The sequence below is a fragment of the Citrobacter sp. Marseille-Q3906 genome (assembly GCF_916618775.1).
Lineage (GTDB): Bacteria > Pseudomonadota > Gammaproteobacteria > Enterobacterales > Enterobacteriaceae > Citrobacter > Citrobacter murliniae.
Map to the genome: position 1 here is coordinate 323,602 of NZ_CAKAKA010000001.1, position 25,980 is coordinate 349,581.

General features: G+C 52.6%; 23 protein-coding genes. 12 read left to right on the forward strand and 11 right to left on the reverse strand.

The genetic code is table 11. The features are described 5' to 3' along the window. The first annotated feature begins 26 nt into the window (after positions 1-26). Together dinF and LG384_RS01510 are read left to right on the forward strand one after the other, a co-directional pair. Positions 27-1,346 carry an MATE family efflux transporter DinF gene (dinF, locus tag LG384_RS01505; RefSeq protein WP_225760361.1) on the forward strand — a complete coding sequence of 440 codons (1,320 nt, stop codon included), beginning with the start codon at positions 27-29 and terminating at the stop codon, positions 1,344-1,346. A 136-nt stretch (positions 1,347-1,482) separates the two neighbouring features. Then, entirely contained in the window at positions 1,483-1,692 is a 210-nt protein-coding gene (locus LG384_RS01510; protein ID WP_045438529.1) for a CsbD family protein, read from the forward strand. A gap of 40 nt (positions 1,693-1,732) precedes the next feature. Here LG384_RS01510 and zur read toward each other — a convergent pair whose 3' ends face one another. Continuing rightward, a complete protein-coding gene (gene zur / locus LG384_RS01515; RefSeq protein WP_045438532.1) occupies positions 1,733-2,251 on the reverse strand; it encodes a zinc uptake transcriptional repressor Zur in 519 nt (172 codons plus the stop codon). Positions 2,252-2,365: 114 nt separating this feature from the next. On the opposite strand from zur, the gene LG384_RS01520 reads away from it, so the two are divergent. The 3 genes from LG384_RS01520 (at position 2,366) to pspG (ending at position 4,333) form a co-directional block, all read left to right on the forward strand. Beyond that, positions 2,366-2,854: a cupin domain-containing protein gene (locus tag LG384_RS01520; RefSeq protein WP_045438534.1), complete on the forward strand. Its 489-nt coding sequence runs from the start codon at positions 2,366-2,368 to the stop codon at positions 2,852-2,854. Between the two features lie 105 nt (positions 2,855-2,959). Then, positions 2,960-3,958: a tRNA dihydrouridine(20/20a) synthase DusA gene (gene dusA, locus LG384_RS01525; RefSeq protein WP_045438536.1), complete on the forward strand. Its 999-nt coding sequence runs from the start codon at positions 2,960-2,962 to the stop codon at positions 3,956-3,958. Positions 3,959-4,090: 132 nt separating this feature from the next. Continuing rightward, entirely contained in the window at positions 4,091-4,333 is a 243-nt protein-coding gene (gene pspG / locus LG384_RS01530) for an envelope stress response protein PspG (RefSeq protein ID WP_045438538.1), read from the forward strand. A gap of 284 nt (positions 4,334-4,617) precedes the next feature. Here pspG and LG384_RS01535 read toward each other — a convergent pair whose 3' ends face one another. The 5 genes from LG384_RS01535 to LG384_RS01555 all read right to left on the reverse strand — a co-directional run bounded on the left by LG384_RS01535 (position 4,618) and on the right by LG384_RS01555 (position 11,629). Continuing rightward, on the reverse strand, positions 4,618-5,601 hold the full coding sequence (locus LG384_RS01535; RefSeq protein ID WP_045438543.1) for a quinone oxidoreductase: 984 nt from the start codon (positions 5,599-5,601) through the stop codon (positions 4,618-4,620). Between the two features lie 100 nt (positions 5,602-5,701). Next, the gene (locus tag LG384_RS01540; RefSeq protein ID WP_225760362.1) at positions 5,702-7,771 is read right to left on the reverse strand and encodes an FAD-binding protein; all 2,070 of its coding nucleotides are present in this window, start codon (positions 7,769-7,771) and stop codon (positions 5,702-5,704) included. Continuing rightward, positions 7,761-9,185 carry an MFS transporter gene (locus LG384_RS01545; RefSeq protein WP_223306969.1) on the reverse strand — a complete coding sequence of 475 codons (1,425 nt, stop codon included), beginning with the start codon at positions 9,183-9,185 and terminating at the stop codon, positions 7,761-7,763. Before LG384_RS01545 ends, LG384_RS01540 begins: the two co-directional genes overlap by 11 nt. A 100-nt stretch (positions 9,186-9,285) precedes the next feature. Beyond that, positions 9,286-10,065, reverse strand: a complete 780-nt coding sequence (locus tag LG384_RS01550; protein WP_225760363.1) for an enoyl-CoA hydratase/isomerase family protein — start codon at positions 10,063-10,065, stop codon at positions 9,286-9,288. Then, the gene (locus tag LG384_RS01555) at positions 10,058-11,629 is read right to left on the reverse strand and encodes an acyl CoA:acetate/3-ketoacid CoA transferase (protein WP_225760364.1); all 1,572 of its coding nucleotides are present in this window, start codon (positions 11,627-11,629) and stop codon (positions 10,058-10,060) included. The genes LG384_RS01550 and LG384_RS01555 overlap by 8 nt, the downstream gene beginning before the upstream one ends. Positions 11,630-11,888: 259 nt before the next feature. Between LG384_RS01555 and LG384_RS01560 the strand changes: the two genes are divergently transcribed. The 6 genes from LG384_RS01560 (at position 11,889) to LG384_RS01585 (ending at position 18,403) form a co-directional block, all read left to right on the forward strand. Then, positions 11,889-12,923 carry a LacI family DNA-binding transcriptional regulator gene (locus LG384_RS01560; RefSeq protein WP_045438552.1) on the forward strand — a complete coding sequence of 345 codons (1,035 nt, stop codon included), beginning with the start codon at positions 11,889-11,891 and terminating at the stop codon, positions 12,921-12,923. 70 nt (positions 12,924-12,993) lie between these two features. Then, positions 12,994-14,409, forward strand: a complete 1,416-nt coding sequence (dnaB, locus tag LG384_RS01565; RefSeq protein WP_045438554.1) for a replicative DNA helicase — start codon at positions 12,994-12,996, stop codon at positions 14,407-14,409. Positions 14,410-14,560: 151 nt separating this feature from the next. Further along, a complete protein-coding gene (gene alr, locus LG384_RS01570; protein WP_048222443.1) occupies positions 14,561-15,640 on the forward strand; it encodes an alanine racemase in 1,080 nt (359 codons plus the stop codon). A gap of 131 nt (positions 15,641-15,771) precedes the next feature. Next, positions 15,772-16,965, forward strand: coding sequence for an aromatic amino acid transaminase (gene tyrB / locus LG384_RS01575; protein WP_225760365.1), 1,194 nt, complete (start codon positions 15,772-15,774; stop codon positions 16,963-16,965). Between the two features lie 246 nt (positions 16,966-17,211). Further along, entirely contained in the window at positions 17,212-17,925 is a 714-nt protein-coding gene (gene aphA / locus LG384_RS01580; RefSeq protein ID WP_048222439.1) for an acid phosphatase AphA, read from the forward strand. Between the two features lie 127 nt (positions 17,926-18,052). Then, positions 18,053-18,403, forward strand: coding sequence for an MmcQ/YjbR family DNA-binding protein (locus LG384_RS01585; RefSeq protein ID WP_045438566.1), 351 nt, complete (start codon positions 18,053-18,055; stop codon positions 18,401-18,403). Positions 18,404-18,445: 42 nt separating this feature from the next. On the opposite strand, the gene uvrA is transcribed toward LG384_RS01585, so the two are convergent. Further along, complete coding sequence (uvrA, locus tag LG384_RS01590) at positions 18,446-21,268, reverse strand: excinuclease ABC subunit UvrA (RefSeq protein ID WP_045438569.1); 2,823 nt, start codon at positions 21,266-21,268, stop codon at positions 18,446-18,448. A 251-nt stretch (positions 21,269-21,519) separates the two neighbouring features. On the opposite strand from uvrA, the gene ssb1 reads away from it, so the two are divergent. Further along, positions 21,520-22,053, forward strand: coding sequence for a single-stranded DNA-binding protein SSB1 (ssb1, locus tag LG384_RS01595; protein WP_045438572.1), 534 nt, complete (start codon positions 21,520-21,522; stop codon positions 22,051-22,053). A gap of 96 nt (positions 22,054-22,149) precedes the next feature. On the opposite strand, the gene fecE is transcribed toward ssb1, so the two are convergent. From fecE to LG384_RS01615, 4 genes are read right to left on the reverse strand one after another with little or no spacing between them, the layout of a single operon-like run. Further along, positions 22,150-22,917, reverse strand: a complete 768-nt coding sequence (fecE, locus tag LG384_RS01600; protein ID WP_200012925.1) for a Fe(3+) dicitrate ABC transporter ATP-binding protein FecE — start codon at positions 22,915-22,917, stop codon at positions 22,150-22,152. Beyond that, positions 22,918-23,874: a Fe(3+) dicitrate ABC transporter permease subunit FecD gene (gene fecD, locus LG384_RS01605; protein ID WP_225760366.1), complete on the reverse strand. Its 957-nt coding sequence runs from the start codon at positions 23,872-23,874 to the stop codon at positions 22,918-22,920. Next, positions 23,871-24,869: an iron-dicitrate ABC transporter permease FecC gene (gene fecC / locus LG384_RS01610; protein WP_048222431.1), complete on the reverse strand. Its 999-nt coding sequence runs from the start codon at positions 24,867-24,869 to the stop codon at positions 23,871-23,873. Before fecC ends, fecD begins: the two co-directional genes overlap by 4 nt. Continuing rightward, positions 24,866-25,768: a Fe(3+) dicitrate ABC transporter substrate-binding protein FecB gene (locus LG384_RS01615; protein WP_225760489.1), complete on the reverse strand. Its 903-nt coding sequence runs from the start codon at positions 25,766-25,768 to the stop codon at positions 24,866-24,868. The genes fecC and LG384_RS01615 overlap by 4 nt, the downstream gene beginning before the upstream one ends. Positions 25,769-25,980 lie beyond the last annotated feature (212 nt).

Below are 25,980 nucleotides of genomic sequence, written 5' to 3' on the forward strand. Positions count from 1 at the left end.
GTTTAACTCCTTCTCAGGCTTTCTGCATGCCTTTCTTTACCTCTTCCGACAAAGCACTTTGGCTCCTTGCCCTACCGATGATCTTCTCCAATATCACTGTCCCCCTGCTGGGGCTGGTGGACACCGCAGTGATTGGTCATCTGGAGAGTCCGGTCTATCTTGGCGGCGTAGCCGTTGGCGCAACGGCGACCAGTTTTCTCTTTATGCTGTTGCTCTTTTTACGCATGAGCACCACTGGGCTGACGGCCCAGGCATTTGGCGCGAAAGATTCGCAGGCACTGGCTCGCGCGCTGGTGCAACCGTTGATCCTGGCGCTGGGAGCAGGGGCTGCGATTGCCCTGTTCAGGACGCCAATTATCGATCTGGCGCTGCATATAGTTGGTGGCAGTGAGGCGGTACTGGAGCAAGCCCGGCGCTTCCTTGAAATTCGTTGGCTCAGCGCGCCAGCCTCTCTGGCAAACCTGGTGCTGCTGGGCTGGTTGCTGGGCGTCCAGTATGCCCGTGCGCCGGTTATCCTGCTCATTGTTGGTAATATTCTCAACATTGTGCTCGATTTATGGCTGGTGATGGGCTTGCATATGAACGTGCAAGGCGCTGCACTGGCAACTGTGATTGCCGAATATGCCACATTGCTGATTGGTCTTCTGATGGTGCGCAAGGTTCTCCATTTGCGTGGTGTCTCGCTTGCGATGCTGAAGCTTGCATGGCGCGGCAATTTTCGCCGTCTGCTGGCGCTTAACCGCGACATTATGCTGCGTTCGCTGTTGCTACAACTCTGTTTTGGCGCCATTACGGTACTGGGCGCGCGCCTTGGTGGTGACATCATTGCGGTAAATGCCGTCCTGATGACTCTGCTGACGTTTACAGCTTATGCGCTGGACGGGTTTGCCTACGCCGTCGAAGCTCATTCTGGTCAGGCTTATGGCGCGCGCGATGGCGGTCAGTTACTGGATGTCTGGAGGGCGGCATGTAGGCAGTCGGGTATTGTGGCAATTCTGTTTTCCCTGATATACGCCCTGTTCGGTGAACAGATTATTGCGCTGCTAACCTCTCTGCCCCAGATTCAGCTACTGGCCGATCGTTATCTTATCTGGCAGGTGATTTTGCCGCTGGTGGGCGTCTGGTGTTACCTGCTGGACGGCATGTTTATTGGTGCGACGCGAGCGGCAGAAATGCGTAACAGTATGGCCGTCGCTGCCGCGGGATTTGCATTAACGTTATTTGCTGTACCACTGTTGGGAAACCACGGTTTATGGCTCGCGTTAACCGTTTTCCTCGCGCTGCGCGGGCTCTCACTGGCCTTCATCTGGCGGCGTCACTGGCGTAATGGTACCTGGTTCGCCTGACCCAGATGGTTAAAAATTCTGAATAGTTAATAATTCCTGGAATCACTGACTACACTTAATCTCACGTCCAGCGAAAACATAACATGTCTGGATATAGCACTCTCGCTATTCACAACCTAACGATGAGGACTTGATGATGAATAAAGACGAAGTCGGCGGTAACTGGAAGCAGTTCAAAGGTAAAGTGAAAGAGCAATGGGGCAAACTGACCGATGATGATATGACGGTCATTGAAGGTAAACGCGACCAACTGGTGGGTAAAGTCCAGGAACGTTACGGTTACGCGAAAGATCAGGCGGAGAAAGAAGTTAAAGATTGGGAAAAACGCAACGATTACCGCTGGTAATTAATCCCTCCCTCCTGAGAGTACAAGGATGTACGCTCTTTTATCGCCCAACTTTCTTCTTCACCTGAATCGTATGATCATGCTGACAGTCGCCTGGATGGCGGCACGATTCAACTTCCACACATGCCGGACAGAGGCCGTGGGCTTCAATCACGTTATGACGTAGTGCAAAGCCCATCCTGGCGGCCAATGTATGCATGATGTCTTCCACGCCTTCAGCACACTCTTCTTTAACCACACCACAGCGGTCACAAATGAACATTGCTGAGCTGTGGGTCGGCTGATCGAACAGATGACAAAGCACGTAGCTGTTGGTGGATTCCACCTTGTGCACGAAACCTTGTTCAAGCAGAAAATCGAGAGCGCGATAAACGGTAGGCGGTTTGGCCTGTGGTTCGGTTTCCCGTAACAGATCAAGCAGATCATAAGCGCTAATCGCGCCTTGTTGCAGGCTCATCAGGCGCAGCACTTCGAGGCGTTGTGGTGTCAGCCGCACGTTACGTTGCGCACAGAGTTTTTCAGCCTGGGCCAATAACTCCTGCGTGGTGGTTTTTTCCATTTGACGCCTCGATTTGCATGGAAGGTTAATCCCTTACTTTATCATATTCTGCTCAAAACACCGAGATCCCCACCGTGTGCTATACCTGACGCATCGCAATACTGGAAAATAAAAATGAAAAGACCTGATTGTATTCGCCACTGGCGTGAAGTAGAGGGAGCTGATGACTCCACTTATCCTGGCAGCAATGAATTTTTTTCTATTGGCGCACCGCTTGCCCGCAAGCTGGGATTAGGGCGGCTCGGTATTCATCATGAACGACTGCCACCAGGACGTCGTACTTCATATCCTCATGCAGAAAGTGATGAAGAAGAATTTATCTATGTGCTGGAAGGTTACCCTGAGGCCTGGATTAATGGCTATTTATGGAAACTGGAGCCCGGCGACAGCGTGGGCTTTCCAGCAGGAACCGGCGTGTGTCACACCTTTATCAATAACACCAGTGAAGAGGTGCGTCTGTTAGTGGTGGGTGAAGCAAACAAAAAGTTTAATCGTATCTATTACCCCCTCAATCCGGTCTATGCTGCAACGCGCGAGGATCGCTGGGTTGATCATCCCCCGCAATTTTTTGGCCCGCATGACGGGAAACCGGGACGGAAATAGCCTTGTCTCGGCAGGGGCGTGAGTTCCCGCGACGATGTGGCTCACTATCGTAACGGTCTATGCTATAGTAGCGCCCCTTTTTAACCGGATGCTTAATTATTCACCATGCTGCCTGAATCTCAGCCTACTGCTTTTCCTGCTCATCGTTTTTCTATCGCGCCGATGCTCGACTGGACGGACAGACACTGCCGCTACTTTTTGCGCTTACTGTCCAGCCAAACGTTGCTCTATACGGAGATGGTGACCACCGGGGCAATTATTCATGGGAAAGGCGACTATCTGGCGTATAGCGAAGAGGAGCATCCGGTCGCGCTCCAGTTAGGGGGGAGCGACCCGGCAGCGCTGGCGCAATGCGCGAAGCTGGCTGAAGAACGTGGCTACAACGAAATTAACCTCAATGTGGGTTGCCCTTCCGATCGTGTCCAGAATGGCATGTTCGGTGCCTGTTTGATGGGGAACGCACAGCTGGTTGCCGATTGCGTCAAAGCGATGCGTGATGTGGTGTCAATTCCGGTAACGGTCAAAACTCGTATCGGCATTGATGACCAGGATAGCTACGAATTCCTGTGTGATTTCATCAATACGGTCTCCGGTAAAGGCGAGTGTGAGATGTTTATCATCCACGCGCGTAAGGCCTGGCTTTCCGGGCTAAGCCCGAAAGAAAACCGTGAGATCCCACCGTTGGATTATGAACGTGTCTATCAGTTGAAGCGTGACTTTCCACACCTGACCATGTCGATCAACGGTGGTATTAAATCGCTGCTCGATGCAAAAACGCATCTTCAACATATGGATGGTGTGATGGTAGGGCGTGAAGCCTATCAAAATCCTGGTATGCTGGCCTCTGTGGACCGCGAAATTTTTGCTGCAACTACCACCGATGCCGATCCTGTTGCCGTAGTGCGCGCAATGTATCCGTATATTGAGCGTGAACTGAGCAAGGGAACCTATCTTGGTCATGTTACCCGCCATATGCTCGGCTTGTTTCAGGGGATCCCTGGGGCACGTCAGTGGCGCCGTTACCTGAGCGAAAATGCGCATAAAGCAGGTGCTGATATTAACGTCCTGGAACATGCGTTAAAGCTGGTGGCCGACAAGCGTTAATTTCTCGCCAAAAGTTAGTCAATTTCACCATGCCCTGCGATATGTCGCGGGGCGTTTTCTTTATAAATCAATAAAATAATTTTGGCATGCTTTTTGTAAGACTCTGGAGAGTTTTCATTTCGGGAGAGCACCATGCTGGAACTACTTTTTGTCGTTGGCTTTTTTATCATGCTGATGGTCACCGGTGTATCACTGCTGGGTGTGCTGGCTGCATTGATGGTGGCTACCGCAGTGATGTTTTTGGGTGGCTTGTTTGCGTTAATGATTAAATTGTTGCCCTGGTTGTTACTGGCCATTGCTGTGGTATGGGTTATCAAGGCGATAAAAGCGCCAAAAGTCCCACAGTATCAGCGCAATAACCGTCGGTTTTACTAAGGTATTGAGTGGTTCGTCACAACATGCAACTTTGCCTTTAGAACCAAATAGGAATTGATAATCAAATCTGTCACTATTACGCCGTTAACGAATTCATCGAGCTGTACCCTACATACAGCCGAACTAAAAAAAGAAAGGGCTTCCTGCGGGAAGCCCAATTTCTTTGTATTCCCGCCATCATTCAAACCGCTGGTGTGCTGGCTGTTTTCACTGACCCCGGACACAAGCTTCAGTAACGTATCGTTTTTTTTCCTGCTACTGAAATGAATTAGGAACGGTAGAAATTAAGGGATCAGAAGACTTGAACCCTGCGTCGCCCGGCTTTCCAGGACTTCATGCGCGCGTTGCGCATCTTTCAGGGCATACTTCTGACTCTCTGCCACATCAACCTTGATAACCCCGCTGGCAATCAGCGAAAAAAGCTCATTGCTGGCTTCGGCTAACTCATTGTGGTTGGTGATGTAACCCTGAAGAGAAGGGCGCGTCACATATAACGAGCCTTTCTGATTCAGAATACCTAAGTTTACGCCAGTCACTGGTCCGGAAGCGTTACCGAAACTTACCATCAGTCCCCGGCGCTGCAGACAATCCAGCGAAGCTTCCCAGGTATCTTTCCCTACCGAATCGTAAACCACCCGAACTTTTTTACCGCCAGTTATCTCTTTAACGCGCTCGACAATGCTTTCTTCACGGTAGTTAATCACCTGCCATGCACCGGCCTGCAAGGCAATTTGCGCTTTTTGCGCGTTGCCGACGGTACCAATCAGTTTTGCACCCAATGCTTTTGCCCACTGACAGGCAATCAGACCGACCCCCCCTGCCGCAGCATGGAACAAAAACGGTTCGCCAGGCTGGATTTCATAGGTTTTGCGTAACAGATAAAAAACGGTAAGCCCTTTCAGGAAGGAGGCGGCAGCCTGCTCAAACGAAATGGCATTGGGCAGAATGGCGACTTTATCGGCTGGAACGTTATGCACTGAACTGTAAGCGCCGAGTACGGACTGAGCATAGACGACCCGATCGCCGGTTTTAATGTGCTTCACACCGCTGCCGACTTTGCTGACTACGCCAGCAGCCTCGGTGCCCAGGCCACTGGGTAATGATGGCGGCGGATAAAGCCCGCTACGGATGTAAGTATCAATATAATTGATGCCAATCGCTTTGTTTTCGACCTGGATTTCATGTTCCGCCGGGTCAACGGGCGCAAACTCCACAGCCTTCAGAACATCAGGCCCGCCGTGCTTATGAAATTCAATACGTGTTGCCATGTAAACTCCTTTGCTGAGCGACAGATCTTTCCTAAGCCTAACAGTAGTCGACATCCTCTGTGGTCATTTTTTTGCCAGTGAAGCAGTTATCAGTAAATGATTACTCAGTCGTGTAAAAAACACTGGCTGTTAACCAATTGAGCCACTGACGTTCAAAATCGCCTGATGATAATGATCCCCTTTCACGGCAGATCCTCGAATAGATTTGATAATTGTCGGAAACCCGGCGAATACAGATCATTCTTTGACGGTCAGTTTGAGTTTCAGGTCGAAAGCTCCAGGTCTGAAGTGGTCCACGAGCGCTTTGTGGTGAGATGCCTGATTTTCCGTCATAAATCGCTCTGGCTCCCCGACTTCCGCCACCGTTGTGGATATAAAACTGAAGTGAAAGCAGTACGGCCAGCGCGAGACGAGCGCTCTGTTGCCACTGGAGTGAGCGAGTAAGGCTGTTTGCATCAGACTGAATGCCGAACTGCTTAATATCGTCACACAGTTTTTTAATTGTCTGCACGGCATCTTCGATCCCTTCCGCGTGGCATAAAATGGCGGCGTGGGTGCTCATCGTGGTCTGGATGATTTCCCGCACATTCTCACGTAGTAAGCCTTGTGGGGTTGATGTCAGACATTTTTGCGCCTCATGTATTGCAGACAATATTTGCTGTCGATCGACGCCTGCATGTTGGGCTTGTTGTGGCTGATGTGCGATGTGTTGCGCGCAGCGGCGAGCAAAAACCTGCCCGGCATTGAGTGCAGCTCCACCGGGACGCGTTACACCGTGTGTACCGGCGTTTTCTCCGGCAGCATAGCAACCGGCAAGAGATGTTTTTCCCCAGATATCGACATCAATTCCACCGTTAAGATGTTGGTTGTTCAGAGTAAATTGTAGCGGTGATTTGCTGATATCTTGCCCATGTAGTTGATAGAGTCGGATAGCGAGTGGATTCATACGCTGCAATCTGGCAAGCGGCATCACCAGCAGAGCATCGTTATTTTTCAGGTAGGTAACGACATCTTCATCCAGATTGTTGAGGTTGAATGGGATGCCGTCCGCTGCCGGTTCGGGTTCAGACAGAAAATCGAGAAAAACGGCGTTCCCTTTTTGCGTCTCTTCGAAAACGGCAACGTCCAGCAAACTGGAACCATAATCAAGCATACGCTCAGCATGAAACGGCCACTGATATCCTTTGCGGAAAATGGCCGAAGCGAGCATACGGGTAGTAGGGTAATAATCTGCCAGAAAATTGTATCGCTGACCTTCGCTGTCCTGAGAGAAGATACGGGGCATCGCCTGCATGTAGGTCCCTGAAAGGTTCCAGGGAAACCGCGTGCGCGGCGTACCGATACCGAACTGGCTCTCAGTAAGGTTAACCAGCGTAATCCCTGCTTCCAACGCCATACCCAGTCCGCTAAAGCAGCTCACCGGATAAACGCTTTCCCGATAAAGCTCACCGGGGCCACCTGTGGCGAATACCAGATGCTGACAACGGATAATAACCATACGCCAGGGATTTTCCCTGCATGATTTGTCGATAGCGACCACGCCCGTCACATGTCGCATCTCACCTTCGCCATCGGTAAGGATTTTTATTGCCGTAGTATGATTGAGCAGAGGAATATTCAGGTGCATCGCTTCCTGAGCCAGTACTTTAACCATCAGGCGAGACGTCCGTGGGCCACAACTGGTGGCCCGACCGAATTCATCGTGGTCCGTCTGATAACGCAATGTCGCACCGAATGTGTCTTCTGGCAGATCCAGCCCAAGGTATTTCAGCACCTCGCACGTATTCACTGATCCGACAGCCTCAATATAGGCTGTATCTTCATCCATTGACCCGCCTGCCGAGAGCGCATCGCTCAGAGCCAGGAAGCGATCGCCATTACCGCGTGTGTTTGCGGTATGCAAGGTTTGCTTATCGGAACCCGAGCAGGCAGATGTTCCCCAAAACGCTTTGCTGGAGGCCACGATCACATCAACATCGCGGCGCTTCAGTTCAACAGCGGCGCGCCAACCCGCAGCACCACTACCCAGCACTAACGTATTGCAACAATACTCTGGAAAAGCATCGTCATTAATATCGATACTTCCGCTGGCTTGCGCCAGCGGAGAGTAATGAGGCATTTTTACATCAGTCAGGTTATCAACAATGGCGCTGGAAACGTTATGCGTCATGATATGACTCCGTGGTCCCTTGGTGTGGTGCGGTTGCATTCACTTTTGCATCCGCTAAATCATCCAGGTCGCGATCGCGTGTCTCCGGCGCGAAAAACGTGGCGATGATAGTTCCCACGGTGAGCAGACTGAGGTAGATAGCAATCGGCATCCAGGCTGAGATTCCGCTCGGATCATTAGTGTGGATAACCCAGGTAATAATGGCTGAGCCGATCAGAGGAGCAATCCCACCCGCGATAACGGCAGAAACTTCTCGAGCCAGGGCGACACCAATATAGCGGTGACGGGCACCAAATAACTCTGGCAAGAATGCACCTTGTGCGCCGAACATTCCCCATGCACCCACGCCAAGAGCCAGTGAGAGAGACACGATGGTAACTGGCACATTACCGTGGCTGAATGACCACCATACAGGGAAGGTGATGAGTAATTGGAAAATTGCCAGACTGCGGTAAACAATCACCCGACCGAAGCGGTCAGTAAGCCATCCTGCAATTGGCACCATAATGGCCCCAACCACCACGGCGGACATCAGGCACAGAGTGCCGACCGATTTATCCAGCCCGACAACACCCACGATATAACTGATGGCAAGTGCCTGGTAAATCGAGGAGCCACCGTTTTCCGCGAGGCGCAGGCCAATACCGACAAACACATTGCGGCGTGAGGTTTTCAGCAAATTGCGTAATGGTGAATCGGTGACCTGCTTACGAGCTTCCAACTTCGAAAATGAAGGTGACTCTTTCAGGTGCAAACGGATATAAATCGCGACGGCAATGATCAGAACACTGGCGAGGAACGGCAGACGCCACAACCAGCTTTCAGCAATATTGGTCACATTATGCAGCAGGATAAAATAGACGGCTGATGCCATAAATGTACCGATCTGAATGCCCAGGAACGGTAATGCAGCGTAATAACCGCGTTTGCCTCGAGGGGCGTATTCCGTCATCAGTACGGCAGCACCCGCTTGCTCCGCGCCAGCACCCAGCCCCTGCAGCAGGCGCAGTGCGACCAGCATCACGGGAGCCCAGATACCTGCAGTTTCATAGGTGGGGAGTAAGCCGATAAGTGTACTGGCTGTGCCCATTAATAGTACCGTTGCCAGCAGGACAAATTTTCTTCCTAGCCTGTCACCTAACGAGCCGAAAAGAATACCGCCGACTGGTCTGACGGCGAAGCCTAAAAAGTAGGTACCAAAACTGGCAATAAGGGCGATGCCGGGTTCCTGATTAGGGAAAAATAGCGGGCCAAAAATAATCGCCGAGGCCAGACTGTACAGGGCAAAATCGTAATATTCCAGGGCGCTGCCCAGTGAGCAGGTCCATGCCGCGCGGCGGAGATCCTGCGGTGTTACATGTCCTTGCTCTGTCAGGTTTTCTGATGATGCCATCTCTGTATTTTTTGACTGCATGGTGATGTCTCCTTTCCGGCGGATACAAGAATCCCGCCCGAAATTAATGGGGAACTTACTGTTTTTAATTGCAATCCTTGTGGATTAGCCAGAACGGGTGTTATCTGGCTGTAAAGTGAGGCTGCCGTTTATCCCTGAATGCCTGGCTACCCTCAAGTGCATCTTCTGTAGCTGCCGAACAGGCACCCGCCAGAGCTTCAAGTGTTCGTCCAGTCGAGATTCCTTCACCCGCATCAATAACTTGCTTGGCGATCTGTACCGCGATTGGCGCGCGCTGTGAAATCTTCTGGGCCAGATCTTGACCGGCAGCAACGAGGTCAGCAGCCGGTGTAACGCGACTCACAAGGCCACAATCTAGTGCTCGCTGAGCATCCAGCGGCTCACCGATGAACACCATCTCTTTCACCAATGAGCGTCCCAGCAGAGACGTCAAACGCTGGGTTCCAGACCAGCCAGGAACCGTCGCCAGCCCGGTTTCTGGCAGTGCCATTTGTGCCTCTTCGCTGCATAAGCGGATATCGGCGGCGGCAGCCAGTTCCAGACCGCCGCCGTATGCCAGCCCATGTATTAATGCAATAACTGGCTGTGGCAGTTGCGCCAGTGCATCAAAGGCCTTATGTCCCCGGCGGATCCAGCTTCGCCACATATCCAGGGGTGAAAGCGCTGTCCAGCGATGAATATCAGCACCTACGCAAAAGGCTTTTTCACAGGCGCTGGTTAACAAAACCACTCTGATTTCCGTATCCATTTCGATTGTGCAGCAATGCGCTAAGAGCTGTTCCAGCATTTCGGGTGTTAATGCGTTGAGTTTTGTCGGTCGATTAATTATTAATGTTGCAACATAGCCGTCGCGATGAAGATCAATAGTGCCGTTATTCATGAGGACATCCTTGTATGAAATAGTTCGCGTTCATGATTTTCAGATTGGCGGATAACCGCAAAGGTGCCTCGCTTTGTGCCAGGATATCGCGCTCAGGATCCAGTCCAGGGGCGATTTCTGTGACAATCAGGCCATCTGCTGTTAATTCCATAACGCAGCGTTCGGTGACATATTGCACCTGCTGCCCGCGAGCCAACGCGCGTTTGCCAGAGAACGTGACGTGTGAGACCTCCTGCACCAGCTTTTTGGCTTTCCCTTCTTTGGCGATATGAAGTCGCCCGCCTTCCAGACTCAATTGCGCGCCTGCGTTGAAAAAACCTGAGAAAATAATGCGTTTTGCATGAGAGGTTATATCAATAAACCCGCCGCACCCTGCGGTGACGTGCGGTCTTGCGGGCAGATATGAAACGTTAACGGAGCCGTCCGCACCAATTTGCAGGAAGGACATCAGCGTCAGATCAAAGCCACCGCCCTGAAAGTAAGTGAACTGCTGTGGGGACGGTAAAAAAGCTTCGGCGTTAGACGCGCAGCCGAACTGGAATTCCAGCAATGGCACCCCGCCGATTGCGCCTTGTTCCAGTAGCCAGGTGACATCACCATGACGGCCTTGTTCAAGCAAAATACGCGGTACATTGGCGGAGATGCCGAAACCGATATTCACCGCATCGCCTGCCCGTAACTCTTCAGCAACGCGCAGAGCAATAACACGTGCAGGACCGTTTTCCATCAGGTTAAAGCTATCGAGAGGACGGACTATTTCCCCACTAATCGCTGGTTCGTAAACTGTCTGAGTAGTTTGAGTTTGTTCCGGCGCAACCACGATGTAGTCCACCAAGACGCCAGGGATACGAACGTCTTTTGGTTTCAGGCTGCCTGCCGCTACTTGTCGCTTAACCTGGGCAATCACAATTCCGCCGTTGTTGCGTACCGCCATGGCTTGTTCCAGTGGCCCAAGGTAGGCGCCTTCGTGTTCATAGCTGAGGTTGCCGCGTTCATCGGCAGTCGTTGCCCGGATAATGGCAACCTGTGGCACTATACTGGGGAAAAAAAGCCATTCGTCATTGGCGAATCTGATCCGCTCGACTAAGGGGATCTGCGCTGCTTTTTCATTCATCGCACCGCCCTGTAGTTGTGGGTCAACGTAGGTATCCATCCCCGTTTGCGTCAGCACACCAGGACGATGCGCGGCGGCCTCGCGATGCATATCGAATAAGATCCCGGATGGGAGATTCCAGGCAGGTATCTCATTGTTATTGATCATTTGCCAGATTGCTGGTGGTGACATGGATGAGGGACCGGAGGGGTACGATCCGGCGATCACTTTCGTCAGTAAACCCGGTTGCGCCAGATGATCTATCCCCTTCACGCCATACATATCTCCTGCCGCAATCGGATGCAGTGTGGTGATGGCTTGCGGATGTCCTTCGTTTTTGAATCTTTCGCCGATGGCGGCCAGGACGGCGTCCGGACACCCCATGCCGCTGGAAGAGGACACCGTTACGATAGCGTGATCGATAATCAGTTCAGAGGCTTCTGTGGCGGAGATTGTACGTACAGCACACATATCTTTTCTCCTTATTTCGATTTAAATAAAAAATATTTAATTGCATAAAAACATAAAGTTAATGCTTTTATGTTTATTGGAACGTTCCAAATCGTGTATGATTTGTACGATTGAGATAAATAAAAAACAAGATGAGAAGTGCAAAATTGTGATCGATCTGGCGATCTCTTTACGATCCTGATTCTGATCGTTTGCCTTGAGCTGGAACAGAATATGGTAAAGTAACCGCCTTTGATCTGAGGGCTATTTGGGAGCAGGCATGGTAAGGGCGGAGACAGGAAGAAAGCGCGTTACCTTAACGGATGTAGCTCGCGCGGCAGGCGTGTCAAAATCGACAGTATCGTTGGTACTGAATGACAGCCCTTTGATCAAAAAAGAGACGCAGGAGAAAGTCCAGCAGGCCATGGAAGCATTGGGCTATGTCTATAATCGCTTCGCGGCAAATTTGCGTTCACAAAAATCGTTAACCATTGGTGTGGTTATTGATGATCTTACCAACCCATTTTTCGCTGAGTTTACCATGGGACTGGAAATGACTCTGGCGGAGCAGGGGTACATTACGGTAATGGCGAACACTTCTCAGCGTAGCGACCGGCAAAAGCAGGTGCTGGATGCGTTACTGGAACACCACGTCGCGGGAATCGTCCTGTGCCCGGTGAACAGCTCTTCAGAGGTCGATCTCCAGCGTTATGCCAACAGCGCAACGCCACTACTTATCGCGATGAGGCCTTTGGACTGGCAGTGTTTGCCAGTCGACTATGTCGGCGTGGATAGCTATGCCGGGGTACGAGAAGCGACGGAATATCTAATTCACCAGGGTCACAAGCAGATCGCGTTTATCGGCGGGCCACTGAATCACTCACGCTATCAGGGCTACCTCGAAGCAATGATTCATCATGGGTTACAACCCTGGTGTATCGATGATGCTTCATTGCGCTGTGAACCGACCCGCGCGAATGGGTTCTTGCTAATGCAGCAATTGCTTGATAGCACGTCACCGCCAACAGCGGTAATTTGCTATAACGATCTAATGGCGTTTGGGGCTGAATCTGCACTGGGGGAAAGAGGGTTATTTGCCGGGAAAGATATCTCCCTGATTGGTTATGATGGCGTTGCAGCTTGCGCATACAGTAACCCGCCGCTGTCGACTATCGCGGTTGAACCCATGGCGCTGGGTAAACAAGCAGCTCAACAAATTCTGCGGCGGATAACACAACCGGATACGCCTCTTAACCATTATGTGTATCGACCTACGCTTCAGATCCGGGCATCAACCGGGCCGCGCGGGCGTTAAATGCCTGTAGCGAGATGGTGTTTCTCGCTATACTCTCTTGTCTTTTTCAACGCAGGTAACTCCATTCACTATGGCAGGAAATAAACCCTTCAACAAACAACAGACTGATGCTCGTGACCGCGATCCGCAGGTTGCGGGACTGAAAGTGCCGCCGCACTCGATTGAAGCGGAACAGTCGGTGTTGGGCGGTTTAATGCTGGATAACGAACGCTGGGACGATGTGGCCGAGCGCGTGGTTGCGGAGGATTTTTACACCCGACCACATCGGCATATCTTCACAGAAATGCACCGCCTGCAGGAGATGGGAAAACCCATCGATCTGATTACACTGGCAGAGTCGCTGGAAGTTCAGGGACAACTGGACAGCGTCGGCGGTTTTGCTTACCTGGCTGAGTTATCTAAAAATACGCCAAGTGCGGCGAACATTAGCGCGTATGCCGATATTGTCCGCGAACGTGCCGTTGTTCGCGATATGATTTCTGTCGCCCATGAAATAGCCGACGCGGGTTTCGATCCGCAGGGGCGCTCCAGTGAAGACCTGCTCGATCTGGCGGAATCTCGCGTCTTTAAAATCGCTGAAAGCCGCGCCAATAAAGACGAAGGTCCGAAAAACATCGCCGATGTGCTGGATGCGACCGTCGCGCGTATAGAACAGTTGTTCCAGCAACCGCATGATGGCGTCACCGGGGTGAATACCGGTTATGACGATCTCAATAAAAAGACTGCAGGTTTGCAGCCGTCAGATCTGATCATCGTCGCGGCGCGTCCATCGATGGGTAAAACGACATTTGCGATGAACCTCGTCGAAAACGCAGCGATGTTACAGGATAAGCCCGTACTCATCTTTTCTCTTGAGATGCCCTCTGAGCAGATTATGATGCGTTCCCTGGCCTCGCTTTCGCGCGTGGATCAGACCAAAATTCGTACTGGTCAACTGGATGATGAAGACTGGGCGCGAATTTCCGGAACAATGGGTATTTTGCTGGAGAAACGAAACATCTATATTGATGATTCCTCCGGTCTGACGCCGACGGAAGTGCGTTCGCGCGCGCGCCGTATCGCTCGTGAGCACGGCGGTATCGGGCTTATCATGATCGACTACCTTCAGCTTATGCGCGTGCCGTCGCTTTCCGACAACCGTACGCTGGAAATTGCTGAAATTTCTCGCTCACTGAAAGCGTTAGCAAAAGAACTGCATGTGCCGGTGGTGGCATTGTCGCAGCTTAACCGTTCTCTGGAACAACGCGCCGACAAACGCCCGGTCAACTCGGATTTGCGTGAATCAGGCTCTATCGAGCAGGACGCCGACTTAATCATGTTTATCTATCGTGATGAGGTTTATCACGAGAACAGCGATCTGAAAGGGATCGCAGAAATTATTATTGGTAAGCAGCGTAACGGTCCTATCGGCACGGTACGTCTGACGTTTAACGGCCAGTGGTCACGCTTTGATAACTATGCCGGACCACAATACGATGATGAGTAAATAATTTGGCCATTTTGTTTGCGATTTAAGGATTGGGGAGTGCTCGTCATCCCCACGTACTTTAGTACGCTCTGGTGGCTGAGCGTTTGCCGCACCCAAACTCGCTGCACCAATAACACCAAATTCCAGACACATAATTCAAGGAACACAAATGCAAGCGGCAACTGTAGTCATTAACCGCCGCGCTCTGCGACACAACCTGCAACGTCTGCGTGAACTGGCGCCTGCCAGCAAACTGGTTGCGGTCGTGAAAGCGAACGCTTACGGACACGGTCTGTTAGAGACCGCGCGAACGCTCCCCGATGCGGACGCTTTTGGTGTCGCTCGTCTTGAAGAAGCCCTGCGGCTGCGCGCGGGAGGGATCACGCAACCCATCCTGCTGCTGGAGGGGTTTTTCGATGCAGCCGATCTGCCGACTATCTCCGCACAGCGTCTGCATACCGCCGTGCACAACCAGGAACAACTTGATGCCCTGGAAGCGGCAGAACTGGCTGAACCGGTCACCGTATGGATGAAGCTCGACACCGGAATGCACCGTCTGGGCGTACGCCCTGAGCAGGCCGAGGCCTTTTATCAGCGTTTAACTCAGTGTGAAAACGTGCGTCAGCCGGTCAATATTGTTAGCCACTTTGCTCGTGCAGATGAACCCGAGTGTGGTGCAACCGAAAAACAGCTCGATATCTTTAATAGCTTCTGTGAAGGCAAGCCGGGCCAGCGTTCTATCGCCGCTTCTGGCGGCATCCTGTTGTGGCCACAGTCTCACTTCGACTGGGCGCGTCCGGGGTTAATTCTGTATGGCGTATCACCGCTGGAAAATCACTCCACAGGTGCAGATTTCGGCTGCAAGCCGGTGATGTCACTCACCTCCAGCCTGATTGCGGTACGCGAACATAAAGCAGGAGAACCTGTTGGTTACGGCGGAACGTGGCTCAGTGAGCGCGACACGCGTCTGGGCGTCGTGGCGATGGGGTATGGAGACGGTTATCCGCGTGCGGCTCCCTCTGGTACGCCAGTACTGGTTAATGGCCGGGAAGTGCCGATAGTCGGGCGCGTTGCGATGGATATGATTTGCGTTGATTTAGGCCCTGATGCGCAGGATAAAGCTGGCGACCCGGTGATCCTGTGGGGTGATGGCCTGCCGGTTGAGCGTATTGCTGAAATGACAAAAGTAAGTGCTTACGAACTTATCACGCGCCTGACGTCAAGGGTAGCGATGAAGTACGTGGACTAAATTTGGTTATAAGCCGGATAAGGCGGTTCCGCCGCCATCCGGCAATATTCCCCTCAACATCCTCTCGATCTTCTCTCACTTCCGGTTTATTGTGTCTTTATCCCCTGCCTGTAAACCTGGAGAACCATCGCGTGTTCCAAAAAGTTGACGCCTACGCTGGCGACCCGATTTTATCGCTCATGGAGCGTTTCCAAGAAGATTCACGTAGCGACAAAGTGAACCTCAGTATCGGCCTGTATTACAACGAAGACGGGATTATTCCTGAGCTTAGAGCCGTAGTTGAAGCGGAAGCGCGGCTTAATGCTAAGCCACATGGTGCTTCCCTGTACCTGCCAATGGAAGGGTTGAATAGCTATCGCCATACTATCGGAAAACTGCTGTTTGGCGCAGAACACCCGATTCTCCAGCAACAGCGTGTAGCGACGATTCAGACGATGGGGGGATCGGGCGCGCTAAAAGTGGGCGCTGATTTCCTGAAACGCTATTTTCCTGATTCTGGCGTGTGGGTCAGCGATCCGACGTGGGAAAACCATATCGCAATTTTTGAAGGCGCCGGGTTCGAAGTCAGTACTTACCCTTGGTATGACAATACAACCAATGGTGTGCGTTTCAACGATCTGCTAGCCACGCTCAATACCTTACCGGCGCGCAGCATTGTGCTGCTGCATCCGTGCTGTCATAACCCAACCGGTGCAGATCTGACTCATGCTCAGTGGGATACGGTCATCGAGATACTGAAAGCACGCGACCTGATCCCGTTTCTGGATATTGCCTATCAAGGTTTTGGCGCCGGAATGGATGATGATGCCTACGCGATCCGTGCTATTGCCAGCGCCGGATTGCCTGCTCTGGTCGGCAATTCGTTCTCAAAAATTTTCTCACTGTATGGCGAGCGTGTCGGCGGGCTTTCCGTTGTCTGTGAAGATGCTGAGACGGCAAGTCGCGTACTGGGACAGTTAAAAGCCACCGTTCGTCGTAACTATTCCAGTCCGCCGAACTTTGGTGCTCAGGTTGTTGCTGCCGTACTGGGGGATGATGAGCTCAGAGCCAGTTGGCTGGCTGAAGTAGAGGGTATGCGTACCCGTATCCAGGCGATGCGTCAGGAACTGGTCAACGTTCTTAATACTGAGATCCCTGGTCGCGATTTTGATTATCTGCTGCAACAGCGCGGTATGTTCAGCTATACCGGACTGAGCGCAGCCCAGGTTGATCGTCTGCGTGATGAGTTTGGTGTTTACCTGATTGCCAGCGGTCGTATGTGTGTGGCCGGTCTGAACCACAGTAACGTTCAGCGCGTGGCGAAGGCGTTTGCTGCGGTAATGTAATATTTTTTTCCCGAAACACGTAGGTCAGATAATGGCAACACCATCAGGTTTTGTGTGCCAGATGGTAGCGTAAATACCTTATCTGGCCTACGTGACATGCCTCTATTCATATGTGATCGTTCTCTTTTTCTGTAACAAAACCAGATAAAGCCCTTCCTTTCCCCCCCCTCAGGGGGTAAGGTCAGATAGCTTTTTGACCAGTTGTTAATAAAAAAATCATAACTAACTGACTAATTAGGGAAAAATATGCGCAAGATTTCTTTGGCACTGAGTGCCGTTTGTTTATTGTTCACGTTAAACCATTCCGCCCAGGCTTTAGTTTCTTCTCCCTCTCAGCTTAATCCAGGCACTAACGTTGCAAAACTTGCTGAGCAGGCTCCTATTCATTGGGTTTCTGTCGCACAAATTGAAAATAGTCTGACTGGTCGTCCGCCGATGGCTGTCGGATTTGATATTGATGATACGGTTCTCTTTTCCAGCCCGGGATTCTGGCGTGGCAAAAAAACGTACTCCCCGGACAGCGAGGATTACCTGAAGAATCCGGCCTTCTGGGAGAAAATGAATAATGGCTGGGATGAGTTCAGTATCCCGAAAGAAGTGGCGCGACAGCTTATTGATATGCACGTGCGTCGCGGCGACAGCATCTTTTTTGTGACCGGGCGTAGCCAGACCAAAACCGAAACGGTTTCTAAAACGCTGTCCGACAACTTCCATATTCCACCCGCCAATATGAATCCGGTTATCTTCGCGGGTGACAAACCTGGACAGAACACCAAAACGCAGTGGTTGCAGGATAAAAACATCCGTATGTATTACGGCGATTCCGACAATGACATCACTGCGGCCCGTGAGGTCGGTATTCGCGGTATTCGCATTTTACGTGCTTCTAACTCCACCTATAAACCGTTGCCACAGGCTGGAGGGTTTGGTGAAGAGGTGATCGTGAACTCCGAGTACTAAGGCGTCGCTTTTTCGATTGCTGTTTTTTTAAACAAATTTGCGTTACTGGCTTTTACCTTTCGCTGACTTGCTGCACACTGAGTAAAAGATGTTCTCATCAGGCGATATGCTGGTAAGGGGAATAAAAATGACGAATTCGGAGTTGCTGCAATACTGCATGGCAAAAACAGGTGCGGAGCAGAGCGTCCACAGTGACTGGAAAGCCACACAAATTAAAGTCGAAGATGTGCTTTTTGCCATGGTAAAAGAGGTGGAAGGTCGCCCGGCGGTGTCTCTGAAAACCAGCCCTGAACTGGCAGAGTTATTACGTCAGCAGCATAGTGACGTAAGGCCAAGCAGACATCTGAATAAAGCGCACTGGAGCACGGTATATCTGGATGGCTCGTTACCGGATTCTCAGATTTACTATCTGGTCGATGCCTCCTGGCAACAGGCCGTAAACACGCTGCCGGAAGATAAGCGCAAACTGCTGGCGTAAATTTGCCGCTCCCTGATGATTCAGGAAGCGGCATTCGCGCAATTACAGCATGGGTTTGAGGAATCGGGCCGTGTGCGAAGCTTCACACTCGGCAACCGTTTCTGGCGTACCGGAGACGAGGATTTCGCCGCCGCCGCTCCCGCCTTCCGGTCCGAGGTCCACAATCCAGTCCGCGGTTTTAATCACGTCCAGGTTATGCTCAATGACTACGATGGTGTTGCCCTGATCTCTGAGCTGGTGCAGTACGTCCAGTAACTGCTGAATATCTGCAAAATGCAGACCTGTGGTCGGCTCATCCAGAATATACAACGTCTGGCCGGTTCCGCGTTTTGACAGCTCGCGTGCCAGTTTCACGCGCTGCGCCTCACCACCGGAGAGCGTTGTCGCGGACTGACCCAGACGAATGTAGGTCAAACCAACGTCCATCAACGTTTGCAGCTTACGCGCCAGCGCTGGAACGGCATCAAAGAACTCGCGGGCTTCTTCGATAGTCATATCCAGCACTTCGTGGATGGTCTTGCCCTTGTACTTAATCTCCAGCGTTTCACGGTTATAGCGCTTGCCTTTGCACTGGTCGCACGGCACGTAGATATCCGGCAGGAAGTGCATTTCGACTTTGATTACGCCGTCGCCCTGGCAGGCTTCGCAGCGTCCACCGCGCACGTTAAAGCTAAAGCGACCCGGCGTATAGCCGCGCGCGCGTGATTCCGGTACGCCAGCAAACAGTTCGCGCACGGGCGTAAACACGCCAGTATAGGTCGCCGGGTTAGAACGCGGCGTACGACCAATCGGGCTTTGGTCAATATCGATAACTTTGTCGAAATGTTCCAGTCCCTGAATATCGCGATACGGCGCGGGTTCCGCCAGTGTTGCGCCATTAAGCTGGGTCTGGGCAATCGGGAACAGCGTGTCGTTAATCAGCGTCGATTTACCCGAACCGGAAACACCGGTAATACACGTGAACAGGCCAACTGGCAGCGTCAGGGTGACATCTTTCAGGTTGTTGCCGCGTGCACCGGTTAACTTCAGCACTTTTTCTGGATCGGCCGCAACGCGCTGTTTCGGCACTTCAATCTTGCGCTTGCCACTCATGTACTGGCCGGTCAGTGACTCAGGTACTGCCATGATGTCGTCCAGCGTTCCTTCCGCGACCACCTGTCCACCGTGGACACCGGCGCCAGGACCGATATCAATAACGTGATCGGCGGCGCGAATAGCGTCTTCATCGTGTTCCACCACTATCACGGTATTACCCAGATTGCGCAGATGGATAAGCGTACCTAACAGGCGTTCGTTATCGCGCTGGTGCAGACCGATGGACGGTTCATCCAGCACGTACATTACGCCCACCAGGCCTGCGCCGATCTGGCTTGCCAGACGGATGCGCTGGGCTTCGCCACCGGAGAGCGTTTCGGCTGAACGGGACAGCGTCAGGTAGTTCAGACCGACGTTAACCAGGAACTTGAGACGGTCGCCAATCTCTTTGAGGATTTTCTCTGCGATCTTCGCCCGCTGGCCCGCGAGTTTGAGATTGTTGAAGAAGTCCATCGCATGGCCGATGCTCATGTCGGAAATGGCGGGTAGCGGTGTGTTCTCAACGAATACATGGCGTGCTTCACGACGTAAACGTGTTCCTTCACAGCTGGCACAAGGCCGGTTGCTGATGAATTTTGCGAGTTCTTCACGTACCGCACTGGATTCCGTCTCTTTATAGCGACGCTCCATATTGTGCAATACGCCTTCGAACGGATGGCGGCGTACCGATGTATCGCCGCGATCGTTCATATATTTGAATTCAATGTTTTCTTTGCCGGAACCGTATAAGACCACTTTGTGAACGGCAGGATTCAGGCTAGCCCATGGCGCTTCCACATCAAACTTGTAGTGTTCCGCCAGCGACTTGAGCATCTGAAAGTAATAGAAGTTACGGCGGTCCCATCCGCGAATAGCCCCGCCTGCCAGCGACAGTTCAGGGTTCTGAATCACCCGATCGGGATCGAAATACTGCTGTACGCCGAGACCGTCACAGGTTGGACACGCACCAGCCGGGTTGTTGAACGAGAACAGGCGCGGTTCCAGTTCGCGCATGCTGTAGCCGCAAATCGGACAGGCAAAGTTGGCGGAGAAGAGCAACTCTTCCGCTTTTGGGTTGTCCATATCGGCAACTATCGCTGTGCCGCCGGAAAGCTCCAGCGCGGTCTCAAAAGATTCCGCCAGACGCTGAGAGAGGTCGTCGCGCACTTTGAAACGATCAATCACCACTTCGATGGTGTGTTTCTTCTGCAACTCCAGCTTAGGTGGATCGGAAAGGTCGCACACCTCACCGTCAATTCGCGCACGGATATAACCCTGGCCTGCCAGATTTTCCAGCGTTTTGGTGTGCTCACCTTTACGCTCTTTAATTACTGGTGCCAGCAGCATCAGACGCTTGCCTTCCGGCTGCGACAGGACATTATCAACCATCTGGCTAACGGTTTGTGCTGCCAGTGGGACGTCGTGGTCCGGGCAGCGCGGTTCACCAACGCGGGCAAACAGCAGACGCAGATAGTCGTGAATTTCGGTAATGGTGCCTACCGTGGATCGCGGGTTGTGGGATGTCGATTTTTGTTCAATTGAGATGGCAGGAGACAGCCCCTCAATGTGGTCGACATCCGGTTTTTCCATCAGCGACAGAAACTGACGCGCGTACGCGGAAAGGGATTCAACGTAACGACGCTGCCCTTCGGCATATAACGTGTCGAAAGCAAGCGAGGATTTGCCTGAGCCCGAAAGCCCGGTGACGACAATCAGCTTGTCGCGCGGGATGACGAGGTTGATGTTTTTGAGATTATGGGTGCGGGCGCCCCGAACTTCGATCTTATCCATTCATCTTTCCCGGATTAAACGCTTTTTTGCCTGGCTGCATGGTGCTACCGGCGATCACAAACGGTTAATTATGACACAACCTAACCTGAATGGATATACAGTATTGGAATGCAAAACGCAGGTGTCTGTGCAACAATGTCTGGCTGAGGTTGTTTACTGGAATCGACCTCCCAACGTAGTAAAAGCGCTATTGGAAATGCTACAATCCCGCGCTTACACTTATTAAGAAACGTTTTTCAGGAGACACGATCATGGCCAGCAGAGGCGTAAACAAGGTGATTCTCGTCGGTAATCTGGGCCAGGACCCGGAAGTACGCTATATGCCGAATGGTGGCGCAGTTGCCAACATTACGCTGGCTACTTCCGAATCCTGGCGTGATAAAGCGACCGGTGAGATGAAAGAGCAGACTGAATGGCACCGCGTTGTGCTGTTTGGCAAATTGGCAGAAGTTGCCAGCGAATATCTGCGTAAAGGTTCTCAGGTCTACATCGAAGGTCAGCTGCGTACCCGCAAATGGACCGATCAGTCTGGCGTAGAAAAGTACACCACTGAAGTGGTTGTAAACGTAGGCGGCACCATGCAAATGCTGGGTGGCCGTCAGGGTGGTGGCGCTCCTGCTGGTGGTAACGCGGGTGGTGGTCAGCAGGGTGGTTGGGGTCAGCCTCAACAGCCGCAGGGTGGCAATCAGTTTAGCGGCGGTGCTCAGTCTCGTCCGCAGCAGTCAGCTCCGGCAGCACCGTCTAACGAACCGCCGATGGACTTTGACGACGACATCCCGTTCTAAGCATTCTGCTAAAAAGGCCCGTAAAGGGCCTTTTTTGTTTCGGGAAACGTTAAATGTCCGGCTCGATTGCATCCCAAATCTCTGCCCTTGAAAGTATTACACCACCACGCACATCGGCCTTCCTGATATTGGCTCCGGGTGGATCTCTGCTTCCACGCTAAACACTCTTTTTAGCATTTCCGGCTGCATTACCGCTTCTGGTGTTCCCTGCGCCGTCACGCGACCATTTGCCAGCACGACGAGGTGATCGCAATAGCGGCTCGCCTGATTCAGATCGTGCAGTACCGTCACTACCGTTTTTCCCTGCGCCTTGAGCTCGTCCATCAACCGCATTAGTTCGACCTGATGATTAATATCCAGCCAGGTCGTCGGCTCATCAAGCAACACGACAGGAGTGTCCTGCGCCAGCATCATGGCCAGAAATGCTCGCTGGCGCTGACCGCCAGACAGCTCGGTTAAACGTCTGTCTGCCAGAGCATGCATCTGCGTTTTCTCCATTGCAACGTTGACCCGGGAATGATCCCCCATAGAAAGTCGTCCCCATAAGGAAAGCCAGGGGCTGCGACCGTAACTCACCAACTCCCGGACGGTGATCCCCTCAGGAGTAAGGTGATGTTGGGGTAGCAGCGCCAGACGTTGGGCTAACTGGCGTGATGACAGGCTATCAATCGGCTGGTCGTCGAGCATCACGGTACCCGATGTTGGGATGAGCAGACGCGAAAAGCAGTTCAACAGAGTTGATTTTCCGCAGCCGTTTGGTCCCAGTAGTGCGGTAATTTTCCCTGACGGCAGTGCGAGCGTAAGTCCGTCCAGAACCTGGCGAGTACCATAGTTGACGGTCAGATTTTCGGTATGTAATTTCATTTAACGCATTCTCACAAGCAGCCAGACAAAACATGGTGCGCCGATGATGGCTGTCAGTATCCCTGCCGGAAGCTCCAGCGGGGGATGGATAATTCGCGCCAGCAGATCGGCGACCAGCAACAGCAAAGCGCCAGTTAGCGCGGAAACTGGCAGCAGCCAGCGATGGCGACCGCCGGTCATTTTGCGCACCATGTGTGGCACCACCAGACCAATAAAACTGATTGGTCCACAAACGGCTACTCCGGTTGCGGCCATCGCCACCGCCAGCATTAGCCCGCAAAATTTTACGCGCGGAACGGCCACGCCAAGCGTCGCCGCGCTCGCATCGCCCAGTGCCAGCAGGTCGAGGTCGCGGCAAAAACGCAGGCTAAGGGGAAGAAATACCGCCAGCAATGGCACCGCGATTTTTACAAACGTCCAGTCGCGCCCCCACAAACTTCCGGTGAGCCACAACAAAGCACTGTTTACATCTTGCGGATGTGAAAGCATCAGGTAATCCGTCATGCTCGCCCAGCAGGCGGAAAGCGCCACGCCTGTTAACGCCAGCCGCATTGGCTGCGTGGTATCGGCCAGTATGCGTAGCAGCAACAACGCTGCAATACCGCCGCCAAATGCCAGTAGCGGCAGAAAAATTGCTGGCAGCGAGGGCAGTAGCAGCAATCCACTCACTGCCGCAAGACTGGCCGCATGGTTGACGCCGAGAATGTCCGGTGAGGCCAGCGGGTTGCGTACAATGCCTTGTACCAGCACGCCAGAAACCGCTAACGCGGCACCAACGAATATCGCCAGAATCAGTCTTGGTAGACGGTATTCCATCAACACGTAATAGTGTGTGCTGTCGGGACGCCAGTCAGTCAGCAGTGCTCGCCAGGGAACAGGGATCATCCCCATCTGTAGCGACAGCGAGGCGAATACCAGCAGAGCCAGCGCAATCAACATCACCAGGGAGGTTCTCATCCGCGCCTCCTGACCAGCCAGACAAAACACGGTGCGCCGATGAGCGCCAGCACTGCACCGGCAGGTAAATCACCAGGAAAGGCCAGGGCGCGGGCCAAAACGTCAGCCAGCAGCATGAACGTAGCACCCAACAACATGCTCATAGGCAGAACCTTGCGCTGATCGTACCCAATCCAGAATCGTGCCAGATGTGGCATCAGCAGACCGACAAATGCCACGGGGCCCGCCACGCTGACGCAGGCACCGACTAACGCCAGTACCAGAATATTGATGGTAAATCGCAATTTCGGCAGATTTACTCCCAACGTGTGGGCGGTACTATCCCCTATATTCAGCAAGTTAAGCTGGGTTGCCAGCAGCAGGATCGCCGGCGCTGCTATCGCCACAATCGGGAACAGATGCCAGAAATCCTGCCAGCGAACATGTGACACACCGCCAGCCAGCCAGTAAAAAATGCCCCAGGTATGATCTTCAGCCAGCAGTAGCGTGATCCGGGTGAATGCCATACAAAAGGCGGAAAGCGCGATCCCGGCGAGGATCAGCCGGTTTCGCTCCTGTGTATGACGAAAACCGCCTCCGGCGATCATGACCAGCATCCAACTTATACCACCACCACAGGTTGCGACGATGGCAAGTGGATATCCTGCCACTGGCGTGGGATTGAGGGCGCTGGTGAGCGCCATTGCCAGCGCGGCACCGCTGTTGATACTGAGCAGGGAAGGCGAGGCCAGTGGGTTATGGGTCAGGGTTTGCAGTAGCGATCCGGCTAGCGCCAGGCTTGCTCCCACCAGAATCGCGACCAGGCTTCTGGGTAAGCGGAGATTGTGGACCAGCGTTTGCGGGAGCGTCAGCGTATGGCCGGGGATCAACGCGCCTAAAGCATCCATACCGGAAACAGGGATGGCTGAGTAGCAAAACAGACTCAGCCAGAAAATAGCGATAAGCGCCGCAGCGGGAATACCCCACAACAGTGCTGGATGTTTAGGGTAAGTCATTTCATATCGTCAACTGACTGGTGCTGAAAGACCTTTACCGTATCGCTGGCAATGCGCTCGGCAGCAAAAATGCCGCGCATTCTGGCCCAGGCATTACTGTCAACGGCGGCAATTTGCTGTTTTTTCACCGCATCAAGCATTTGCCACAATGAGTCCTGTTGCCAGCGTTTAACGATACTTTCCTCGCGATAGTGTGCCACCAGCAGCCATGACGGATTGATCGCCAGGAGTTGTTCAAGGCCTATCGAGGGGATGGGCGCACCTGCGATTGCTGGGGGGACGTTCAGGCCAAGAGCCGTTAATACGCCCCCGGTATAGGTCTCGCTGGAGTGCAGATTGAACTGCTGTTCGCGAGAGGTTCCAAATACCACGCTGGCCCCTTGCGGGAGAAGTTCGGCCCATTGAGCCATCTTCTGGCGATGTTGTTCCAGTCGTGCGGTCATCTGCTCTTTCTTACCGACAATATTCCCGATAATTGCGGCTGATTGCAGATTTTCTGCGTAGGTTTCGTTGCGGGATTTAAGCAACAGAACCGGGGCGATCTGCTGTAATGCACTATAGATGCCCGCGTGGCGGTGGCTGTCGGCAATAATCAGGTCTGGCTTCAGGGCGCTGATAGCCTCCAGACTTGGCTGGGCGCGCGTACCGACAGATTGCCAGGGTTTTAGATGCGCGCGAACCTCCGGAAGAATGCGGCCCGCATCACCATCATCGGCAATCCCCACCGGACTTATCTCCACCGCGGCCAGCGCATCGGCAAACGACAGTTCCAGCACCACAATCCGCTGTGGTGTTTTGTCGAGTGTAAAAGAGCCATGTTCATCCTGAACCGTGGCGGCAAAGGTGTGGCTGGCTACCAGCATCAGACCTGCAAATAGAAAACGAAAACATGCCAACATATGTACTCCCGGTGCCGGATAGCGCGGTGTTTTCTGGCCTGCATTGGTGTACCTGCAGGCCAGATAAGTGTTTATACCCGTCATTCTTCAAGCTGCTTGGGTGTTGGCTGCCCTTACTCACCCCAGTCACTTACTTGTGTAAGCTCCAGGGGCTTCGCTCTGTTGCCGCCTACAAGCAACTCGAATTATTTGGGGTATACGTCGCTCTCGGA

Bases quoted from the DNA above. Each gene is read 5' to 3' on its own strand.
- dinF (WP_225760361.1), top strand. From the start codon at position 27: ATGCCTTTCTTTACCTCTTCCGACAAAGCACTTTGGCTCCTTGCCCTA.
- LG384_RS01510 (WP_045438529.1), top strand. From the start codon at position 1,483: ATGAATAAAGACGAAGTCGGCGGTAACTGGAAGCAGTTCAAAGGTAAA.
- zur (WP_045438532.1), bottom strand. From the start codon at position 2,251: ATGGAAAAAACCACCACGCAGGAGTTATTGGCCCAGGCTGAAAAACTC.
- LG384_RS01520 (WP_045438534.1), top strand. From the start codon at position 2,366: ATGAAAAGACCTGATTGTATTCGCCACTGGCGTGAAGTAGAGGGAGCT.
- dusA (WP_045438536.1), top strand. From the start codon at position 2,960: ATGCTGCCTGAATCTCAGCCTACTGCTTTTCCTGCTCATCGTTTTTCT.
- pspG (WP_045438538.1), top strand. From the start codon at position 4,091: ATGCTGGAACTACTTTTTGTCGTTGGCTTTTTTATCATGCTGATGGTC.
- LG384_RS01535 (WP_045438543.1), bottom strand. From the start codon at position 5,601: ATGGCAACACGTATTGAATTTCATAAGCACGGCGGGCCTGATGTTCTG.
- LG384_RS01540 (WP_225760362.1), bottom strand. From the start codon at position 7,771: ATGACGCATAACGTTTCCAGCGCCATTGTTGATAACCTGACTGATGTA.
- LG384_RS01545 (WP_223306969.1), bottom strand. From the start codon at position 9,185: ATGCAGTCAAAAAATACAGAGATGGCATCATCAGAAAACCTGACAGAG.
- LG384_RS01550 (WP_225760363.1), bottom strand. From the start codon at position 10,065: ATGAATAACGGCACTATTGATCTTCATCGCGACGGCTATGTTGCAACA.
- LG384_RS01555 (WP_225760364.1), bottom strand. From the start codon at position 11,629: ATGTGTGCTGTACGTACAATCTCCGCCACAGAAGCCTCTGAACTGATT.
- LG384_RS01560 (WP_045438552.1), top strand. From the start codon at position 11,889: ATGGTAAGGGCGGAGACAGGAAGAAAGCGCGTTACCTTAACGGATGTA.
- dnaB (WP_045438554.1), top strand. From the start codon at position 12,994: ATGGCAGGAAATAAACCCTTCAACAAACAACAGACTGATGCTCGTGAC.
- alr (WP_048222443.1), top strand. From the start codon at position 14,561: ATGCAAGCGGCAACTGTAGTCATTAACCGCCGCGCTCTGCGACACAAC.
- aphA (WP_048222439.1), top strand. From the start codon at position 17,212: ATGCGCAAGATTTCTTTGGCACTGAGTGCCGTTTGTTTATTGTTCACG.
- LG384_RS01585 (WP_045438566.1), top strand. From the start codon at position 18,053: ATGACGAATTCGGAGTTGCTGCAATACTGCATGGCAAAAACAGGTGCG.
- uvrA (WP_045438569.1), bottom strand. From the start codon at position 21,268: ATGGATAAGATCGAAGTTCGGGGCGCCCGCACCCATAATCTCAAAAAC.
- ssb1 (WP_045438572.1), top strand. From the start codon at position 21,520: ATGGCCAGCAGAGGCGTAAACAAGGTGATTCTCGTCGGTAATCTGGGC.
- fecE (WP_200012925.1), bottom strand. From the start codon at position 22,917: ATGAAATTACATACCGAAAATCTGACCGTCAACTATGGTACTCGCCAG.
- fecD (WP_225760366.1), bottom strand. From the start codon at position 23,874: ATGAGAACCTCCCTGGTGATGTTGATTGCGCTGGCTCTGCTGGTATTC.
- fecC (WP_048222431.1), bottom strand. From the start codon at position 24,869: ATGACTTACCCTAAACATCCAGCACTGTTGTGGGGTATTCCCGCTGCG.
- LG384_RS01615 (WP_225760489.1), bottom strand. From the start codon at position 25,768: ATGTTGGCATGTTTTCGTTTTCTATTTGCAGGTCTGATGCTGGTAGCC.